Genomic DNA, 17,512 nt, shown 5'->3' on the forward strand with positions numbered 1-17,512 from the left:
CAGAACACGTCAGGCCACTGTAAACAGGACCTGTGCATCCGCACGCCAATCTTTACATCAGACAAAACGGCACTCCCGGCACAAGGAACGCACAGCCGTCGCGTCGCGGTGACACCATGACGCGGTGACCGACGCACACCAGCCCTCCAGCCCGCCGTCCATCCAGGTCGTGGCCCATCGAGGAGCCTCCGACGACGCCCCCGAACACACCCTGGCCGCGTACCGGAAAGCCATCGAGGACGGCGCGGACGCGCTGGAGTGCGATGTCCGGCTCACCGCCGACGGACAGCTCGTCTGTGTGCACGACCGGCGGGTCAACCGCACCTCAAACGGTCGCGGCGCGGTCTCCGCACTCGAACTCTCGGAACTCGCCGCGCTCGACTTCGGCTCCTGGAAGGACCGCGAGGAGTCCCCCGACTGGGACCCGGTGCCCGGCGAGCTCACCTCCGTACTCACCCTGGAACGCCTGCTGGAGCTGGTCACCGAGGTACGGGCGGCGGGCCGGCCGGTCCAGCTCGCCATCGAGACCAAGCACCCCACCCGCTGGGCCGGGCAGGTGGAGGAGCGGCTGCTGCGCCTGCTCAAGGAGTTCGGCCTCGACGCCCCGCCGGCCGAAGGCCCCTCGCCGGTCCGCGTCATGAGCTTCTCCGCCCGGTCCCTGCACCGGGTCCGCACCGCGGCCCCCACCCTGCCCACCGTCTACCTGATGCAGTTCCTCACCCCCCGCCTGCGGGACGGGCGGCTGCCCGTCGGCACGCGGATCGCCGGGCCGGGAATGCGGATCGTACGCAACCACCCCGACTACGTCCGCCGGCTGCACCGCGCCGGGCACCAGGTGCACGTCTGGACCGTGAACGACCCGGAGGACGTGGCCCTCTGCGCCGAGCTGGGCGTCGAGGCGATCATCACCAACCGGCCGAAACGGGTACTTTCCCAGCTCGGACGCCCGTAATCACCCCTCCCCCGAGCCGTCACAGGGAGTGCACCGGCGCATTCGATACGTGCACGCCCGTTACGAGTGCGTCACCGGAGAGGCTCTGACCGGTTTCCGGCGCAGCTCAGAGGGGCATCCCCTTCGTGGCGTGGGGCAAAGGAGGTCTCGGGGGTGACGTTGGTGGTGGCACAAGAAGTGCCCACGTCGTCGAGCATGGCCGTTCCTCACGGCCCTGCGGGCGTGAGGCAGGCGCGGCACCGTATGCGCGCGCAACTGCGGGACAACGGGGTCTCGGACACGGTCGTCGACGACGCGGTCCTGATCCTTTCCGAACTCCTCAGCAACGCCTGCCGGCACGGCAGGCCACTGGGGCAGCACGTGGACGTCGGTGACGGCGACGTCCGCGCCGCGTGGCACGTGGACCGCCGGGGCGGCCTGACCGTGGAGGTCACCGACGGAGGCGGGCCGACGCGGCCCATCCCCTCCACCCCCTCGGTGACGGCCCGGGGCGGACGCGGGCTGAACATCATCAGTGCCCTCTCCGAGAAGTGGGGCGTCAGGGACGACGCCCCGGGCGAGGTCACGGTCTGGGCGCTGGTGGCGGCGGAGGAACGGTTCGACGGACTGGCGGGGCTCGACGGCCTCCCGGGGTTCCCCGCGCTGCCGGGATTCGAGGGTTTCGAGGGACTGGACCTCGACGGGCTGACGGCCTGAGAGAGCCGCACACCTGAAAGCCGCACGGCTGACCGCACCAAGGGCCTGACGACAGGTCCGTACGGCATGGCCGGGCACACGCACCGGTGGCAGAGCCGGACGACGGGGTCCGGCACCGAACCACGTACCGGAACCCCGCACCACGAGGGGCGGGGAGGCGCCGGTCGGCGGTCCGGTCCGAAGCGCGGAAGGCACTAGGCTCGCGCCTCAGACCGCACCGTCGCAACCGGGAGAATGCCGACCATGGCCAAGAAGCGCCCTCAGACGACCAAGGCCGCGAAGCCGCAGGTGAAGGACGGGGAGATCCCCGTCGTCGGGGCCCGCGAGCCCTGCCCCTGCGGTTCGGGACGCCGGTACAAGGCGTGTCACGGACGCACCGCCGCGCACGCCGTGACCGAGCTGGTCCAGCGCCCGTTCGAGGGGCTGCCCGGGGAGTGCGACTGGGTCGCGCTGCGCGAACTGGTGCCCGCCGCGACCGTCCCGCTGACGCTGAAGGACGGACTGCCCGAGGGCGTCCCGTCCGTCACGCTCGCGACGGTGCTGCCGATGGCCTGGCCGGCGCTGCGCCGCGACGACGGCTCCATCCTGCTCGCCCTGCAGAACGACACCTCCTCCGGTGACCTGAGCCGCGGTCTGGCCGACGCCCTCCAGCAGGCGCTGGAGGCAGCGCCCGGCACGCCGATCGCCGCCCGCCGGGTCGCCGCGGACGGTCCGCGCCTGCAGGACCTGCTCGCCGCCGACGCGCCGTTCGAGCCCGTCGTCCACTCGGGCTTCGAGTTCTGGGTGCCGGACGCGGAGAACGCGACGGCCGAGGTGACCGCTTCCCTGGAGCGCGCCAACGAGGCCGCGATCCCGACCTCGCTGCTCTCCTCCGTCGACGCCGCGTACTGGTGCGAGACCCCGGAGAAGAACCACCTGCGCTGGGTCATGCCGCACGCCGAGGAGAAACTCCTCGACGCGCTCGCCCGGCTGCACGCCGCCGGCACCTCCTCGCTCGGCGAGGGGACGCGGCTGGTCGGCTCGTTCCGTGCGCACGGTCTCGTCGTCCCGGTGTGGGACCTGCCGAGCGCCATGACCGCCGAGGAGTGCGAGAAGCCGGCGGCCGAGTTCGCCGAGCGGCTCTCCGGGGCGCTGGCCTCCGACGCCCCGCTGACCGCCGAGGAGCGCCGGGCGCGGGGCGGGCTCACCAACCGCCAAGTGACGCTCAGCTGACAGTGACGAACCGCGGGTCCGACCGGTGACTCGCGTCACAACAGGACGTGCCGACGAGTAAATCCCCGCCCTCATAGGCGAGATCGAATTTGCGAACGGCAGATCTCTTGTTACGGTTCTGAAAGCCCGGTCGCTGGTGCATCCCCCGTCGCCAGCGATCGGGCGCCTCAATTCCGGGTAAGGCCCGGCCCGCGGCGAAGCCGTGAGCGGCCCGCCGCCCCGCGCGCACGACGGCCCCGAGCCCCGCGCACCTGCCGCCCGGCCCCCTGTACGGCGACCGCCCCGACTCCCGTACGACGCGACCGCCCGGCACGTACCGGCACCGCGCTCCTACGGTGACCGCACCTCAACCCGCCCCGCCGTCCGGGCTCTTACCGCCCGCACCCCGTGCCCGTATCCCGTCGCACCCCGCATTCCCGCGGCCACGCGAGCCCCGCCCCGCAGCGGACGGCGGCTCACTCCGCCCACCGCGCACGACAGTTGTGCTCCCGCTGTGCACCCCCTGTGGACCCGCGGGGCGCCCGGGCCTCCCCGACAACCACAAAGGGCCGGATACGGACGGAAGTCCGACGCCGCATTGCTTATTCGACAGGCATTCAGGAACGCTGGAGGAAGGCATTCCAGAAAGGCGGTCAGGTTCGAAATCCGGTCATTGATTCGCATGCGCCTCACCCCTCCCTTCCCGCCCGTGAATCCCTCATTTCCGAAGCCCTGCGGGAATGCACCTGCGCGAAGCTCTGCGTGATGCTCTGCGCAGGGGGTGGCGGCCAGAACTCCCCCATCGGGAAAATCGCGAAATAGCCGGATCGCCCGGGATTCGCGCTCCGCACGAACGACGCGCACCCACCCCGGACGCCCTCAGTAGGCCAGCCTGCTCCCGCCGCCCGGCGCACCCGTACTCGCCTCCACGAGCGCGTCCAGGGCCGTGCCGACGTCCGGCAGCCAGGGCGCGGCGCGCTTCGTCGACGGGGCCCGCTCCCAGCGCACCGGGCCGTCGCCCTTCCCCGCGGGCGGCACCACCAGGTAGCCGCCCTCCCCGTGGAAGCGCAGCGAACTGGGCACCCACTCCTGGGCGTGCAGCAGCTCGCCCAGGCGCTCCAGGGTGTACGGACGGACCAGCAGCGCCCACCGGGTCGGTGTCGCGATCACCGGCCCGAGCCGCATGCCCCGCGCGTCCAGCACCGCGAGGGCCTGCGCGCCGCTCTCCGCCGGCAGGCTCACGGCGCACGGCGCACGGCCGCCGGTGGCCAGCAGCACCGGTGCGGCGGGGCGCCCGGTCCACCACCAGCGCACCATCCGGGCGTCCGTGGTGGCCGCGAGCAGTCCGGGATCGAAGGGGTGTGCGCCGGGTACCACGCACTCGGGGTCGGGGCAGGCGCAGCCGCTCCGGGCCGCGGCCAGCCCCACACCGGGGAGTACGGGCCACTGCCAGCCGGTGGCGCAGGTCAGCGCCGCGTCGAGCCGGGCGGTGCCGTCCCCGCGCCGGAACAGGTTCCCGCGTCGCCTTCCGGGGATCTCGCGCATGAGCGCTCGTTCCTTTCCGTTGAACGCCGAGGTCCACGTCACCGCCCGCGCATCGCACTGCCTCGCGTCGGCGACTCTGACTGTGCGTACATCACTGCGTAGAACACTGCGTGAATCACTGCATGGATCACTGCGTACATCACTGCTGCGTACATCACCGTGCTGCGTGCATCACCGTGCGAGGACGACCGTGCGTGCGTGACTGCGCGTGCGTTCCCATCGGGCCGCCTCACGGACGCGTGGAGCACCGGACGGAGCCGGGCCGAGCGCGATGGAGCGAAGACGGGTCGAACCGGACCGAGCCTGAGCCGAACGGCCTTGCGGAGTCGAACTGTCGAGAGCCGGGCCGCGTCGTGCGGCCCAGCCGCGGCGGGACGCGGAACTCATACCTCGCACGTGCCGCCCCGAGCGAGGTTCCGCTGCTCCTGAGGTCTGTCCCGTGGGCCGGGCGTCACGGACAAGGACGTCCGCTCCCGCCGCCGGGTTCCGGGGCGGCCCCAACTGCATCGCGCTTCAACGACTACGTACCCCGCACGACCGGAATGACGCTCCACCCCGCACAACACCCCGCAGGACACTGCCCGTCGAGCTCGTCCAGTCGACCGCAAATACCTGTCGCCTGCCCCACTTTTCGGCCAACTTAAGTATCGCGTGGACACCAGGAGCCTCGCAAGGACAATGCTGGACATCGCCTTACTTGTACGTGTACATGTGGATGCCTTGATAGTGGCGCAGAATGACAGGGGGGTTTGCGATGCTATTCGACGGAACTCGCCGGTCGGAAAGCCGGAGGCCATGAGCGCCCGACACCTGCCAAAAGTGGCTGGAATCAATCCAACAGTTTCGGTTTCAACGCACACTCCGGAGCCGCTGACCACCGTGCCGCCCGCGCCGGGCGCCTTCCTCCAGGACCGGCTGGCCGGATGGGTCTCGGATCTCACCACCCTCCACGAGCTCACCGAGCGCCTCACCGCGACGCACACGCTCGACAGCGCGCTCCCGGAGCTGCTGAGCGCCGGAGCCGCCCTCGTCGGAGCGCGCCGCGGCCTCCTGGTCCTCGAACCCGCCGACGGCCGCGGCCCGCGCACCACCATCGGCCTGGGCCTCGGCCACGCCGACCTCGGCGCCGTCGAGACCGTCCCGCGCGCCGCCACCCCGCACGGCAGGATCATCGACGGACCGCCCGCCACCACCGCCCCGGTGAGCAACCCGGACCTCCTCGCCGAGGCGGACCTCGACCCCCGGCACCGCGAGGTCGCCGAACGGCTCGGCTACGCCGCCAGCTACGCCCTCCCCCTCGCCACCCGGTCCGGCGTCCTGCTCGGCGCGGCCGTCTGGTTCTACGACGAACCGGCCGAACCCCTGGAACGGCAGCAGCACCTGGTCGGTCTCTACGGGCGGTACGCCGCCGAACACCTGGCCCGTCTCCTCGAACTCGAACGCGCCCGGTCCGATCTGGCGGTCGTCGCCGAGGAACTCCTGCCGAGCCGGCTCCCGCGCATCCCCGGTGTGCGGCTGGCCGCCCGCCACCGCCCCGCACCGGACGGCGGTGGCGACTGGTACGACGCCCTGCCGCTCCCGGACGGCGCGCTCGGCCTCTCGGTGGGCTCCGCGGGCGGCTCCGGCCCCGGCGCGATGGCCACGATGGGACGGCTCCGCTCGGGGCTGCGCGCGTACGCCGTGATGGAGGGCGAGGACCCCGTCGCCGTCCTCTCGGACCTGGAACTGCTGCTCCGGCTCACCGAGCCCGCCCGCACCGCGACCGCGCTCTTCGCCTACTGCGAACCGGCGCTGCGCCGGATCGTGCTGGCCGGGGCCGGACACGCCCCACCGCTCGTGGTCGGCGACCGGCGCACCGCGTTCGTCGAGACCACCGTCTCCGCCCCCCTCGGCATGCTCGCCTGCTGGGAGGCGCCGAGCGTGGAGTTCACCCCTGAATCGGGGGAAACCGTTCTCCTCTACACCGACGGGCTGCTGCGCCGCACCGGCGACTCGACGGACCGGGCGTTCTCGCGGCTGCACGCCGCCGCCGCCGGGGTGCCCCGGACCGCCCGCCACGACCCGGAGGCCGTCGCCGACCACGTACTGCGCACCCTGCTGCCCGGGCAGACCCCCGCGGACCGCACGGACGACGTGGTCCTCCTCGCGGTGCGCTTCGACTGACCGCCGGGCACGGCTTCCACCGGAAGCACTGATTCCACTTCTGGCATCCGCGCAGATCAGCCGCGTTGTCCAGGCTCGGCGCGCGCCCCTCGGGTAAGAGGCCCTTCGGCCCTGGGCCCCCTTCCGTACGCCCGTACGATGGTGGGGCCCAGTGTCGTAGCAAGGAGAGACGAATCGTGTCCGACGAGCGCACCCCGGAGACCCCGGAAATCGAAGCGACCGAAGCGGCCGAAGAGACCGAGCCGATCAAGACCCGGAAGAACGGCCTGTACCCGGCCGTCTCCGACGAGCTCGCCGACAGCATGAAGTCGGGCTGGGCCGACACTGAGCTGCACGGCCTCGCGCCGCTGCCGCAGGCCGCCCACACCGCCGACCGCCGCGCCGCGCTCTCCGCGCGCTTCCCGGGCGAGCGCCTCGTCGTCCCCGCGGGCAACCTGAAGACCCGCGCCAACGACACGGAGTACGCGTTCCGCGCCGCCTCCGAGTACGCCTACCTCACCGGCGACCAGACCCAGGACGGCGTCCTCGTCCTGGAGCCGAAGACCGACGGGAGCGGCCACGACGCGACCGTCTACCTGCTGCCGCGCTCCGACCGCGAGAACGGCGAGTTCTGGCTCGACGGCCAGGGCGAGCTGTGGGTCGGCCGCCGCCACTCCCTCACCGAGGCCGAGCAGGTGCTGGGCATCCCCGCGAAGGACGTCCGCGAGCTCGCCGCCGCGCTGAAGGAGGCCACCGGCCCGGTCCGCGCCGTCCGGGGCTACGACGCCGGCATCGAGGCGGCCCTGACCGACAAGGTCACCGCCGAGCGCGACGAGGAACTGCGGGTGTACCTCTCCGAGGCGCGCCTGGTGAAGGACGCCTTCGAGATCGCCGAGCTCCAGAAGGCGTGCGACATCACCGCGCGCGGCTTCGAGGACGTCGTGAAGGTGCTCGACAAGGCCGAGGCGACGAGCGAGCGCTACATCGAGGGCACGTTCTTCCTGCGCGCCCGCGTCGAGGGCAACGACATCGGCTACGGCTCCATCTGCGCCGCCGGCCCGCACGCCACCACCCTGCACTGGGTCCGCAACGACGGCGCCGTCCGCGCCGGCGAACTGCTGCTGCTCGACGCCGGCGTGGAGACCAACGACCTCTACACCGCCGACGTGACGCGGACCCTGCCGATCAACGGCACCTTCTCGCCGCTCCAGCGCAAGATCTACGACGCGGTCCACGCGGCGCAGGAGGCGGGCATCGCCGCCGTGAAGCCCGGCGCCGACTTCCGCGACTTCCACGACGCCGCGCAGCGCGTGCTCGCCGAGCACCTCGTCGCCTGGGGTCTGCTCGGCGACCTCACCGTCGAGAAGGTCCTGGAGCTGGGCCTCCAGCGCCGCTGGACCCTCCACGGAACCGGCCACATGCTCGGCATGGACGTCCACGACTGCGCCGCCGCGCGCACCGAGACGTACGTCAACGGCACGCTGGAGCCGGGCATGTGCCTGACGGTGGAGCCGGGTCTGTACTTCCAGGCCGACGACCTGACCGTGCCGGAGGAGTACCGCGGCATCGGCGTCCGGATCGAGGACGACATCCTCGTCACCGAGGACGGCAACCGGAACCTCTCCGACAAGCTGCCGCGCAGCTCCGACGAGGTCGAGACCTGGATCGCCGGCCTCAAGGGCTGACGCCCGCCGTACGGAGACCGCGCCGGGGGCGCGCCGCTCAGGAAACCATGAGCAGCGCGCCCTCGCGCCATTTCAGAATCTTGTCGAAGCTCACCACGGTCCCGCGTCCCGGCCGGTTGCCGATGTGGACGTGGTCGGCGAGCTGTTCGATGAGTCCGAGGCCACGGCCGCTCTCGGCCATGTCCCACGGGTCGGTGGCGCAGTCCGGCATCGTCGCCGGTGCGCCGCGGGTATCGGAAGGATGTGCTGCGGGGCGAAGGGTTCGCCGGGTGGGAAAGCCCGGTCCGGAGTCCGCGACCTCGATACGGCACGTCTCGCCGTCCAGATACGCGGTGACGCGGTACTGACCGCTGGCGCCCACGTGCCGGTCCTTACCGGCACGGCCAGGGGCGGTGCCCCCGTGGTCGCCCTCGTCGGCGGCAGGGTCTCCGCCGTGTTCCACGGCGTTGGCGCAGGCCTCGGTGAGCGCCACCGACAGGTCGTACGAGATGTCCGGATCCACTCCCGCCGTCTCCATGCTACCGAGGAGAAATCGACGGGCGAGCGGAACGCTCGCGGCTTCGCGCCGCAAATGGAGTGACCACCACATGCTCATGCTCCAGCCTCCTGGCTGCGGCTCGACATACCGATACGTATTGCCGTGGAGGGCACCCCGTAAGCACGGTTTCGCCGTGATGGCCCTCATTCGGCGGACGCGAATATTCCGCTTGCCGGTGTATACCCGGCCCCTCGGGCCCGGGCCACCGCCGTCACCAGCTACAACGACCGTCACACCCGTCACGTTCTGCATCCCGCGCAACCGTTCCGCTTCCCGTGCAACGCACCCCGAACCGTATGGAAGATGACCTTCCGGACCTGCCGCCCCACGAGCGGGGGCGCAGTGCGATGATGGCCCGGCCATGTCTACGCCTGACGCACGGTCCGCCACACGCGCGGGAGCCGGTCTGCGGCTCCTGAGGGCCTCGGTGTTCGCCGCGGTCTGCGTCGTGCTGTCCGCGGCGGGACATGCCATCGCCTCGGCCTCGGCCGTGCCCTGGTGGGCGCTGCTCTGCGGGTTCCTCCTCGTGCTGGCGGTGGTGACCCCGCTCGCCGGACGCGAACGCTCGCTGCCGTCGATCGCGGCGGTCCTGGCCGGCGGACAGCTCGCGCTGCACACGCTGTTCGGGCTCGCCCACCCCATGACGGCCGCCGCCATGGGGACGGCCCCCGCCTCCGCGGCCCCCGCCCCCGGGGACTCGCCGCTCATCCGGTTCGCCGCCTCGCTGGTCTGCGGGGACACCCCCGGCTCGATCAGCGCCGCCCAGGCCCACCGCATCGTCACGGAGGCGGGCGTCGACCCGGCGACCGTGACCGGCGCCCACGTCCACCTCGCCGCCGCGGCCTCCACCGCGTCGGGCGGCGCGGCAGGGCTGCTGCCCGGGCTGCCGATGCTCCTCGGCCACCTGCTCGCCGCGCTCGTCACGGGCTGGCTGCTGCGCAGGGGCGAGATCGCGCTGTTCGAGCTGGCGCGGCTCTCCGCGCACGGCGGCCGTGAACTCGCCGCCGCCGCACGGCTGCGTTCGCTGCGGGCCGCGCTCGCACTCGTACGGGTACTGAGCGCGGGGCTCCCGGGCGCTCCGACGGCCGGCCCGCGCCCGGCCCGTACCTCCGTGGACGCCCCGCTCCCGGCCACCGGCGATCCGCTCCAGCATCTGGTGATCAGGCGCGGGCCTCCCGCCGCGTACGCCCTCGCAGCCTGACGCGACATCCTTCCTCGTGCCGTACGACTGCCGTGCGACTGTCCTACGACAGTCCCGCCGTACGACAGTCCCGCCGTACGACGGCCCCGCCGTGCGACGGACGGGGGACTGAGGTGTCGCGATGCCGTCGCGCACCCGCGCGCCGGACCACCTTCTGCGCTCCGTGGAGTGATCACTGCCATGAACGTTTCCCGTATCGCCGTCGCGGGCGGCATCGCCGCGACCACCGTTCTGCTGCTCGCCGGTCCCGCCTCCGCGCACGTCAGCGTGCAGCCCCAGGGCGAGGCGGCCAAGGGCGGCTACGCCACCATCGACTTCAAGGTCCCCAACGAGCGCGACAACGCCTCGACGGTGAAGCTCGAAGTCAACTTCCCCACGGACCACCCGCTCTCCTCGGTCAGCCCGCAGGCCGTGCCGGGCTGGAAGATCGACGTCACCAAGGCCACGCTCGCCAAGCCGCTCGACGTCCACGGCAAGAAGGTGACCGAGGCCGTCTCCAAGGTCACCTGGACCGCCGACGCCTCCGGCGCGATCAAGCCCGGGTACTTCCAGCAGTTCCCGCTCTCGGTCGGCCAGCTCCCCGACGACACCGACCAGCTCGTCTTCAAGGCGCTCCAGACGTACAGCAACAAGGAGATCGTCCGCTGGATCGAGGAGACCCCGGCGAGCGGCGAGGAGCCCGAGAACCCGGCGCCGGTCCTGACCCTGACCGACGCCGCGGCGGACACCCACGGCGCCACCGCCTCCGACACCGCCTCCGCTTCCGCCGACGACAAGAGCACCGGTACCGGCGCGGCCGCCCACACCACCGAGGCCGCCGAGGACTCCGGCTCCGCGAGCGACAGCACCGCGCGGGTCCTGGGCGTGGTCGGCATCGTCATCGGCATCGCGGGCGTCGCGTTCGGCGTCCTCGCCCGCCGTCGTACCGTCTGACCGACCAGCCCTGTTTCGAAAGTCCCGCCTGTCCGGCGTGCCGGGCCGGGCCGGGTGCACACGCGCCCGGCCCGGTCCCCGGAACGCCCCGGGCCACCCTCCGCACCACAGACCAGGAACACAACCTTCATGCGCACCAAGAAACTGGCGTCGGCCGTGGCATTCGCCGCGGCGGCGGCTCTGGCCCTGACCGCCTGCGGCTCGAACGACGACTCCGCCGCCAAGCCGGTGGCCGACGTCTCCACGCCCACCACCACCAAGGCCGGCACCGTCCTCGACCAGCCGTTCACCAAGCCGGACCTCGTCCTGACGGACACCCACGGCAAGACGTACGACCTCCGCAAGGAGACCAAGGGCAAGCCGACGCTCATCTACTACGGCTACACCAACTGCCCCGACGTCTGCCCGCTGACCATGAGCAACATCGCGCTCGCCAAGCGCGCGCTGCCCGCCGCCGAGCAGGCCGAGCTCAAGGTCGTCTTCATCACCACCGACCCCGAGCGCGACACCCCGGCCTCGCTGGGCGCCTGGCTCAAGGCCCAGGACCCCGACTTCATCGGCCTCACCGGCGACTTCAAGACCATCCAGGCGGGCGCCCGGTCGATGGGCATCGGCATCGACCCGGCGACGACGGAGAAGGACGGCACCGTCGTCTCCATGCACGGCGCCCAGGTCATGGCGTTCTCCCCGAAGACCGACGCCGGGTACGTCATCTACAGCGAGGACACCACCGCCGACGACTACACCGCGGACCTCCCCAAGCTCATCGAGGGGGCGAACCCGTGACAGGCCGTGCGGCCCTCGCCGGCGGACTGGCCCTCGTCACGGGTCTGACCCTCGCCGGGTGCTCCGCCGGAAGCTCCCCCGAACTGAAGGTCGTCGGGGCGTTCATGCCGCAGCCCGTCAGTGACATCGCGGCGGCGTTCCTCGTCGTGGAGAACAAGGGCGGGGCCACCGACCGGCTGACCTCCGTGACCAGCCCGATCTCCGACCACGTCACGATCCACGAGACCGAGGGACAGACCATGCGGATGGTCTCGTCCTTCGAGGTACCCGCGCGCGGCGAGCTGGACCTCGAACGCGGCGGCAGCCACATCATGTTCAGCGAACTCAAGCGGCAGCCGAAGCGGGGGCAGAAAATCTCCGTGGAACTGCACTTCGAGAAGACCGGCCCGATCACGGTCGAGCTTCCCGTCGAGGAGACGACCTACAACCCGGCGAAGCAGTGAGGGACTGATCCACCATGACAGCCACCGCCCCGCGCGCAGGTCGTGTCCGGCCTTTCCCGACAGGCCGGCCACTCACCGCGTCCGCGCTCCTCGCCACGCTGATCGGCCTGCTCCTCGGCCTGATGCTGGCCGGCGCGTCCCCCGCGTCCGCGCACGCCGCCCTCACGGGCAGCGACCCGCAGGACGGGGCGGTGGTCGACGCCGCACCCCGCGACGTCACCCTCTCCTTCTCCGAGTCCGTCTCGCTGAGCGACGACGCGATCCGGGTGCTCGACCCGTCCGGCAAGCGGGCCGACACCGGAGGGCCCCGCGCGGTGGGCGACGGCAAGGCCGCCCGGTACGCCGTCACCCTCCACACCGGGCTCCCCGACGGCACCTACACGGTGGCCTGGCAGGCGGTCTCCGCCGACAGCCACCCGGTCTCGGGCGCCTTCACCTTCTCCATCGGCGCACCGTCCACCACCACCGTCGCGCTGCCCGCCCAGGCAGCGGGCGGCGGACTGGTGGGCACGCTCTACGGCATCGCGCGCTACGCCGCGTACGCCGGTTTCATCCTGCTCGCGGGCGGCTCCGCGTTCGTCCTCGGGTGCTGGCGGGGCGGCGCATCGGCCCGCCCGCTGCAACGGCTCGTGCTCGCCGGCTGGCTCACCCTCACCGCCTCCACCCTGGTGATGCTGGTGCTGCGGTACCCGTACACCGGCAGCGGCAAGCTCTCCGACGCCTTCGACCTCTCCGGCCTCCAGGCGTCGCTGGACACCAAGCCGGGCGCCGCGCTGGTCTCCCGGCTGCTCCTGCTGGGCGCCTCCGCGCTCTTCGTCGCCGTGCTGTTCGGTACGTACCCCCGGCGCGAGGACGAGAAGGAGCACAAGGACCTCACCTTCGGCCTGGCGCTCGGCGGTGCGGTCGTCGCCACCGGCATCGCGGGCACCTGGTCGCTCGCCGAACACGCCTCCGTCGGTCTCCAGGCGGGCATCGCCATGCCGGTCGACATGGCCCATCTGCTGGCGGTCGCGACCTGGCTGGGCGGTCTGGCGGCCCTGCTGACCGCCCTGTACCGCGTTCCGGAGCTGCCCGCCGCCGCGGTACGCCGGTTCTCCCGGACGGCGTTCTGCAGCGTGGTGGTGCTCGCCGCGACGGGGCTCTACCAGTCCTGGCGCCAGGTCGGCTCCTGGTCGGCGCTGACCGGGACCGCCTACGGCCGGCTGCTGCTGGTCAAGGTCGGGCTGGTCGCGGTCCTCGTGGGCGTCGCCTGGATCTCCCGGCGCTGGACGGGCCGACTGACGGGCGGGGAGCCGGTGGCGGTACCGGAGCAGGCGGTGGTGGAGCAGGCGGTGGTGGTGGAGCAGAAGGTGCCGGATCAGGCGGCGCCTGCGGAGGCGGAGGCCGGCCTGGTGCCGGTCGCGGCCGCCGGACCGGCCGCCGGTACGGACACCGTCGCGGCTCCTGCCACGGGTTCCGTCACCGACCCGGTCACGGAACCCGTCAACGACCCCGCCGCGGACCCCGGCACCGACCCCGAGCGTGCCGCCCAACTCGCCCGCCAGCGGGCCGCGCTGACGGCGACGAAGGTGCGGAAGGCCCGCGACGCCCACCCCGGCCGCTCCGGGCTGCGCCGCTCGGTCCTCGTCGAGACCGGCATCGCCGTCGTTCTGCTGGCCGTCACCACCATCCTCTCCTCGACCGAACCGGGCCGTACGGAGGAGGAGGCGGCGCGCACCAACACCGTCGCCGCCCCGGCCGTCGCCCAGCCGGTCACCGTGAGCCTGCCCTTCGACACCGGCGGCCTCAACGGCAAGGGCACGGTCCAGCTGGACATGGACCCCGGCCGGACCGGCGCCAACGACCTGCACCTGTGGATAGAGGACGGCAAGGGCACGGCGCTGGACGTACCCGAGGTACGGATCGCGCTGACGCTGGAAGCGAAGGACATCGGCCCCCTGCCGGTCGTCCCCGACCGGCTCGCCGAGGGCCACTGGGCCGCGAGCGGCGTACAGATTCCGATGGCGGGCGAGTGGAAGCTCGCGGTCACCGTCCGCACCTCGGACATCGACGAGACCACCGTCACCAAGAACGTGAAGATCGGCTGACCTGCGTGAGCAAGCGGAACACGAACGTGCGGAGCCCCCGGGAGCGTGCCGGGACGGCCACCGAGGGCGCCGACCCGGGCGCTGCCCCCGGCGGAGTATCCCGGCGGAAGCTGCTCGGGAGCGCCGGGGCGGCCGGTGCCGCCGGTCTGGTGCTCGGCGCGGCGGGAGGTGCCACCGGGTACGCCGCGACGCGTCCCGAGGCGCCCGCGGCGCTCGCCTCGATCGGCTCGACCGAGGCGATGTTTCACGGGAAACATCAACCGGGGATCACCACTCCGCTTCAGGCCAGTGGGCATCTCGTCGCCTTCGACCTCGCGGCGGGCGCCGGACGCACCGAGGCGGCCGCACTGATGCGGCGCTGGTCGGTGCTGGCCGAGGAGCTGATGGCGGGCCGCGCCGCCGGGGCCGGAGGGCCGGGCGGTTCCGGCGGCGACTCCGGGATCGCGCTGGACGCCGGGCCGTCCTCGCTGACGCTCACCTTCGGCTTCGGCCGGACCTTCTTCGACCGGACCGGGCTGGAGGAGCGTCGGCCCGCCGGGCTCGACCCGCTGCCCGCGTTCTCCTCCGACCACCTCGACTCCGGGCGGTCGAACGGCGACCTCTGGGTGCAGATCGGCGCCGACGACGCGCTCGTGGCCTTTCACGCGCTCCGCGCGGTCCAGCGGGCCGCCGGGTCGGCCGCACGGGTGCGCTGGCAGATGAACGGCTTCAACCGCACGCCGGGCGCGACCGCGCGCCCCATGACGGCCCGCAACCTGATGGGCCAGCTGGACGGGACCAACAACCCCAAGCCCGCCGACGCCGACTTCGACACCCGGATCTTCGTGCCCGCGCCCGCCGCCTCCGCCGCTGCCGACCCGACGCAGGACTGGCTCGCGGGCGGCTCGTACGCGGTCGTCCGCCGCATCCGGATGCTGCTGGACGACTGGGAGAAGCTCTCCGCCGGCCACCAGGAGCGGGTCATCGGCCGGCGCAAGGACACGGGTGCCCCACTCAGCGGCGGCGACGAGACCACCGCGATGGACCTGGACAAGCTCGGTGCGGACGGCAATCCGGTGATCCCGTCCAACGCCCACGCCCGGATCTCCTCGCCCGGGAAGAACGGCGGGGCGGCGATGCTGCGGCGCCCGTTCTCGTACCACGACGGCATCGACCCGGACGGGACACCGGACGCGGGGCTGCTCTTCGTGTGCTGGCAGGCGGACCCGTTCCGGGGCTTCGTGCCGGTGCAGCGCAAGCTCGACCGGGGGGACGCGCTCTCGCCGTTCATCCGGCACGAGGCGAGCGGGGTCTTCGCGGTGCCCGGGGGCGCCGCGAAGGGGGAGTACGTGGGGCAGCGGCTGCTGGAGTCCTGACCGCTAGGGCGTGTCTGACCATGCGCGTCGGATCAGCGGGCGGTGTCCGGTGCGGTGCGTCGCAAGGCGGAGGACCGCCCGCGTACGGGATGTACTCGGGCGGTCCGACAACGCCGCGAGGTGCCGTGCCGGGCGCCGACCGCCCGACGGGAATGGTCAGACACGGCCTAGCCCGGCCCGGACTTTACGCCGGACCGCCCCGGCCGGGGCGGGGCGGTCCGGCGTAAAGTCCGGGCCGGGCGGGCGGGGGTCCGGGGCGGGGTCCGGCCAGGTGGGCGGACCGGCGGGGGGAGGTCCGGACGAACCCTCCCGGAGGCGGTCCCGGCAGCCCTTAGAGTGACCGTATGTCCGCCACGCGTTACGCCTATCTCGGCCCCGAGGGCACCTTCACCGAGGTGGCGCTCCGTACGCTCCCGGAAGCCGCCACCCGCGAACTCGCCCCCATGGTCTCCGTACCGGCGGCGCTGGACGCGGTACGGAACGGGGAGGCCGCCGCCGCCCTCGTACCGATCGAGAACTCGGTCGAGGGCGGGATCACCGCGACCCTCGACGAGCTGGCGGTGGGCGCGCCGCTGATGATCTACCGCGAGGTGCTGCTCTCCATCTCGTTCGCGCTGCTGGTGCGGCCCGGGACCCGGCTGGAGGACATCAAGTCCGTCACCGCGCACCCGGCCGCGCAGCCGCAGGTACGCAACTGGCTGGCCGCCCACCTCCCGCAGGCCGTGTGGGAGTCGGCCGCGTCCAACGCGGACGGTGCCCGGCTGGTCCGGGACGGTCGGTACGACGCCGCCTTCGCCGGGGAGTTCGCGGCGGCGACCTACGGGCTCGTACCGCTCGCCACCGAGATCCACGACGCGGTGAACGCCCAGACCCGCTTCGTCCTCGTCGGCCGCCCGGCCCGGCCCGCCGCGCCGACCGGTGCCGACAAGACCTCCGTGGTGCTCTGGCTGGGCGAGGACCGTCCGGGCGCCCTGCTCGAACTGCTCCAGGAGTTCGCGGTGCGCGGGGTGAACCTGATGCTGATCCAGTCCCGCCCGACCGGCAAGGGCATCGGCGACTACTGCTTCGCGGTGGACGCGGAGGGACACATCTCGGACCGGCGGGTGGGCGAGGCGCTGATGGGCCTGAAGCGCATCTGCCCGAATCTGCGTTTCCTCGGCTCCTACCCCCGGGCCGGAGTGGGCCCGAAGGACGTGGCCCCACTGCGCGTGGGCACCTCGGACCCGGACTTCGCCGCCGCCTCGGACTGGCTGGCCCGCAGCCAGGACGGGCGCGTCTGACGGGCGGAGCGTCGAGCGCGCCCTGCACATCTGCGCGGGCGCATCCACCGATGGTCGTTTACCCACAGAGTTATCCACAGGGTGCCGGTCGAACCTGGGGACAAGTCGACACCAGCGTTCGACATCATCGACAAATCACCCCAGGTGATCTCATGGGGTCGTGAAGCCTCCCAGGGCTCCCCATGATCCTCATCTAGCCCGTTCAGCCCAATTACCTTGATCAACGACACAGAATGACGAATTACCACTCGAATGAGTGCCAGAAAGGCGGTTTGAACGATGAATCCATGAGCCCAAGGCCCACCAGGCCCCCTCCTCGATGGCCGGCCTCGCGCATCCACAGTTTTTCCACACAGCCTGTGGATAACTAATCCAAACTGGCCCGACCTGTGGACAACCCCGAGTGGAGCCCTTCCTCAACTCCCTGACAGGGCAGGGTCATACGTCAAGGATGGAGCGGCTTTCTGCCCGATTCAGGGCAATGGGCCCACCTCGATTGACGCGCCCCCGGGCTCTCCCGCTCCTCGCCCCCTTCGCTTGCGCACGCCCCAGGATCTCTCCGCGGATTTCCGCCGCACCCGCGTTCGCCCCCGGGCGAATACCGGCGGACGCGCCTCCCGCCCGCCGTTCGCCTCCCGCTCCGCCTCCCTCGCGGAATCCGGGATTCCCACCAGAGAT

At 72.2% G+C, this 17,512-nt stretch carries 14 protein-coding genes; 12 read left to right on the top strand and 2 right to left on the bottom strand.

What is annotated here, in order from left to right; translation table 11 throughout:
• The first annotated feature begins 124 nt into the window (after positions 1 to 124).
• The 3 genes from OG599_RS16595 (at position 125) to OG599_RS16605 (ending at position 2,860) form a co-directional block, all read left to right on the top strand.
• Positions 125 to 952 carry a glycerophosphodiester phosphodiesterase gene (locus OG599_RS16595; protein WP_327176746.1) on the top strand — a complete coding sequence of 276 codons (828 nt, stop codon included), beginning with the start codon at positions 125 to 127 and terminating at the stop codon, positions 950 to 952.
• 66 nt (positions 953 to 1,018) lie between these two features.
• A complete protein-coding gene (locus tag OG599_RS16600) occupies positions 1,019 to 1,648 on the top strand; it encodes an ATP-binding protein (RefSeq protein ID WP_327176747.1) in 630 nt (209 codons plus the stop codon).
• Between the two features lie 243 nt (positions 1,649 to 1,891).
• Positions 1,892 to 2,860, top strand: a complete 969-nt coding sequence (locus tag OG599_RS16605; RefSeq protein WP_327176748.1) for a DUF5926 family protein — start codon at positions 1,892 to 1,894, stop codon at positions 2,858 to 2,860.
• Between the two features lie 858 nt (positions 2,861 to 3,718).
• On the opposite strand, the gene OG599_RS16610 is transcribed toward OG599_RS16605, so the two are convergent.
• Positions 3,719 to 4,384 carry a bifunctional DNA primase/polymerase gene (locus OG599_RS16610; RefSeq protein ID WP_327176749.1) on the bottom strand — a complete coding sequence of 222 codons (666 nt, stop codon included), beginning with the start codon at positions 4,382 to 4,384 and terminating at the stop codon, positions 3,719 to 3,721.
• A gap of 678 nt (positions 4,385 to 5,062) precedes the next feature.
• Here OG599_RS16610 and OG599_RS16615 point away from each other — a divergent pair.
• Both OG599_RS16615 and OG599_RS16620 read left to right on the top strand, forming a co-directional pair.
• Positions 5,063 to 6,547, top strand: coding sequence for a PP2C family protein-serine/threonine phosphatase (locus OG599_RS16615; RefSeq protein ID WP_327176750.1), 1,485 nt, complete (start codon positions 5,063 to 5,065; stop codon positions 6,545 to 6,547).
• A gap of 176 nt (positions 6,548 to 6,723) precedes the next feature.
• Positions 6,724 to 8,211 (top strand): aminopeptidase P family protein, encoded by a 1,488-nt coding sequence (locus OG599_RS16620; RefSeq protein WP_327176751.1) that lies wholly within the window; start codon positions 6,724 to 6,726, stop codon positions 8,209 to 8,211.
• Positions 8,212 to 8,248: 37 nt separating this feature from the next.
• Here the strand turns inward: OG599_RS16620 and OG599_RS16625 are convergent, their stop codons facing one another.
• Positions 8,249 to 8,806, bottom strand: a complete 558-nt coding sequence (locus OG599_RS16625) for an ATP-binding protein (protein WP_327176752.1) — start codon at positions 8,804 to 8,806, stop codon at positions 8,249 to 8,251.
• A 304-nt stretch (positions 8,807 to 9,110) separates the two neighbouring features.
• Between OG599_RS16625 and OG599_RS16630 the strand changes: the two genes are divergently transcribed.
• The 7 genes from OG599_RS16630 to pheA all read left to right on the top strand — a co-directional run bounded on the left by OG599_RS16630 (position 9,111) and on the right by pheA (position 16,834).
• Positions 9,111 to 9,950, top strand: coding sequence for a hypothetical protein (locus OG599_RS16630; RefSeq protein WP_327176753.1), 840 nt, complete (start codon positions 9,111 to 9,113; stop codon positions 9,948 to 9,950).
• Between the two features lie 180 nt (positions 9,951 to 10,130).
• Positions 10,131 to 10,883 carry a YcnI family copper-binding membrane protein gene (locus OG599_RS16635; RefSeq protein WP_327176754.1) on the top strand — a complete coding sequence of 251 codons (753 nt, stop codon included), beginning with the start codon at positions 10,131 to 10,133 and terminating at the stop codon, positions 10,881 to 10,883.
• Positions 10,884 to 11,012: 129 nt separating this feature from the next.
• Positions 11,013 to 11,669, top strand: a complete 657-nt coding sequence (locus OG599_RS16640) for an SCO family protein (protein ID WP_327176755.1) — start codon at positions 11,013 to 11,015, stop codon at positions 11,667 to 11,669.
• A complete protein-coding gene (locus OG599_RS16645) occupies positions 11,666 to 12,112 on the top strand; it encodes a copper chaperone PCu(A)C (RefSeq protein WP_327176756.1) in 447 nt (148 codons plus the stop codon). The genes OG599_RS16640 and OG599_RS16645 overlap by 4 nt, the downstream gene beginning before the upstream one ends.
• A gap of 14 nt (positions 12,113 to 12,126) precedes the next feature.
• Entirely contained in the window at positions 12,127 to 14,199 is a 2,073-nt protein-coding gene (locus OG599_RS16650) for a copper resistance CopC/CopD family protein (RefSeq protein ID WP_327176757.1), read from the top strand.
• A 26-nt stretch (positions 14,200 to 14,225) separates the two neighbouring features.
• The gene (gene efeB, locus OG599_RS16655) at positions 14,226 to 15,554 is read left to right on the top strand and encodes an iron uptake transporter deferrochelatase/peroxidase subunit (RefSeq protein WP_327180063.1); all 1,329 of its coding nucleotides are present in this window, start codon (positions 14,226 to 14,228) and stop codon (positions 15,552 to 15,554) included.
• A 344-nt stretch (positions 15,555 to 15,898) separates the two neighbouring features.
• On the top strand, positions 15,899 to 16,834 hold the full coding sequence (gene pheA, locus OG599_RS16660; protein ID WP_327176758.1) for a prephenate dehydratase: 936 nt from the start codon (positions 15,899 to 15,901) through the stop codon (positions 16,832 to 16,834).
• Positions 16,835 to 17,512: the final 678 nt, after the last annotated feature.

The sequence above is a fragment of the Streptomyces sp. NBC_01335 genome, assembly GCF_035953295.1.
GTDB lineage: Bacteria > Actinomycetota > Actinomycetes > Streptomycetales > Streptomycetaceae > Streptomyces.

Coding starts and splice junctions, on each gene's coding strand:
- OG599_RS16605 (WP_327176748.1), top strand. CDS start 1,892: ATGGCCAAGAAGCGCCCTCAGACGACCAAGGCCGCGAAGCCGCAGGTG.
- OG599_RS16610 (WP_327176749.1), bottom strand. CDS start 4,384: ATGCGCGAGATCCCCGGAAGGCGACGCGGGAACCTGTTCCGGCGCGGG.
- OG599_RS16615 (WP_327176750.1), top strand. CDS start 5,063: ATGCTGGACATCGCCTTACTTGTACGTGTACATGTGGATGCCTTGATA.
- OG599_RS16625 (WP_327176752.1), bottom strand. CDS start 8,806: ATGAGCATGTGGTGGTCACTCCATTTGCGGCGCGAAGCCGCGAGCGTT.
- OG599_RS16630 (WP_327176753.1), top strand. CDS start 9,111: ATGTCTACGCCTGACGCACGGTCCGCCACACGCGCGGGAGCCGGTCTG.
- OG599_RS16635 (WP_327176754.1), top strand. CDS start 10,131: ATGAACGTTTCCCGTATCGCCGTCGCGGGCGGCATCGCCGCGACCACC.
- OG599_RS16640 (WP_327176755.1), top strand. CDS start 11,013: ATGCGCACCAAGAAACTGGCGTCGGCCGTGGCATTCGCCGCGGCGGCG.
- OG599_RS16650 (WP_327176757.1), top strand. CDS start 12,127: ATGACAGCCACCGCCCCGCGCGCAGGTCGTGTCCGGCCTTTCCCGACA.
- pheA (WP_327176758.1), top strand. CDS start 15,899: ATGTCCGCCACGCGTTACGCCTATCTCGGCCCCGAGGGCACCTTCACC.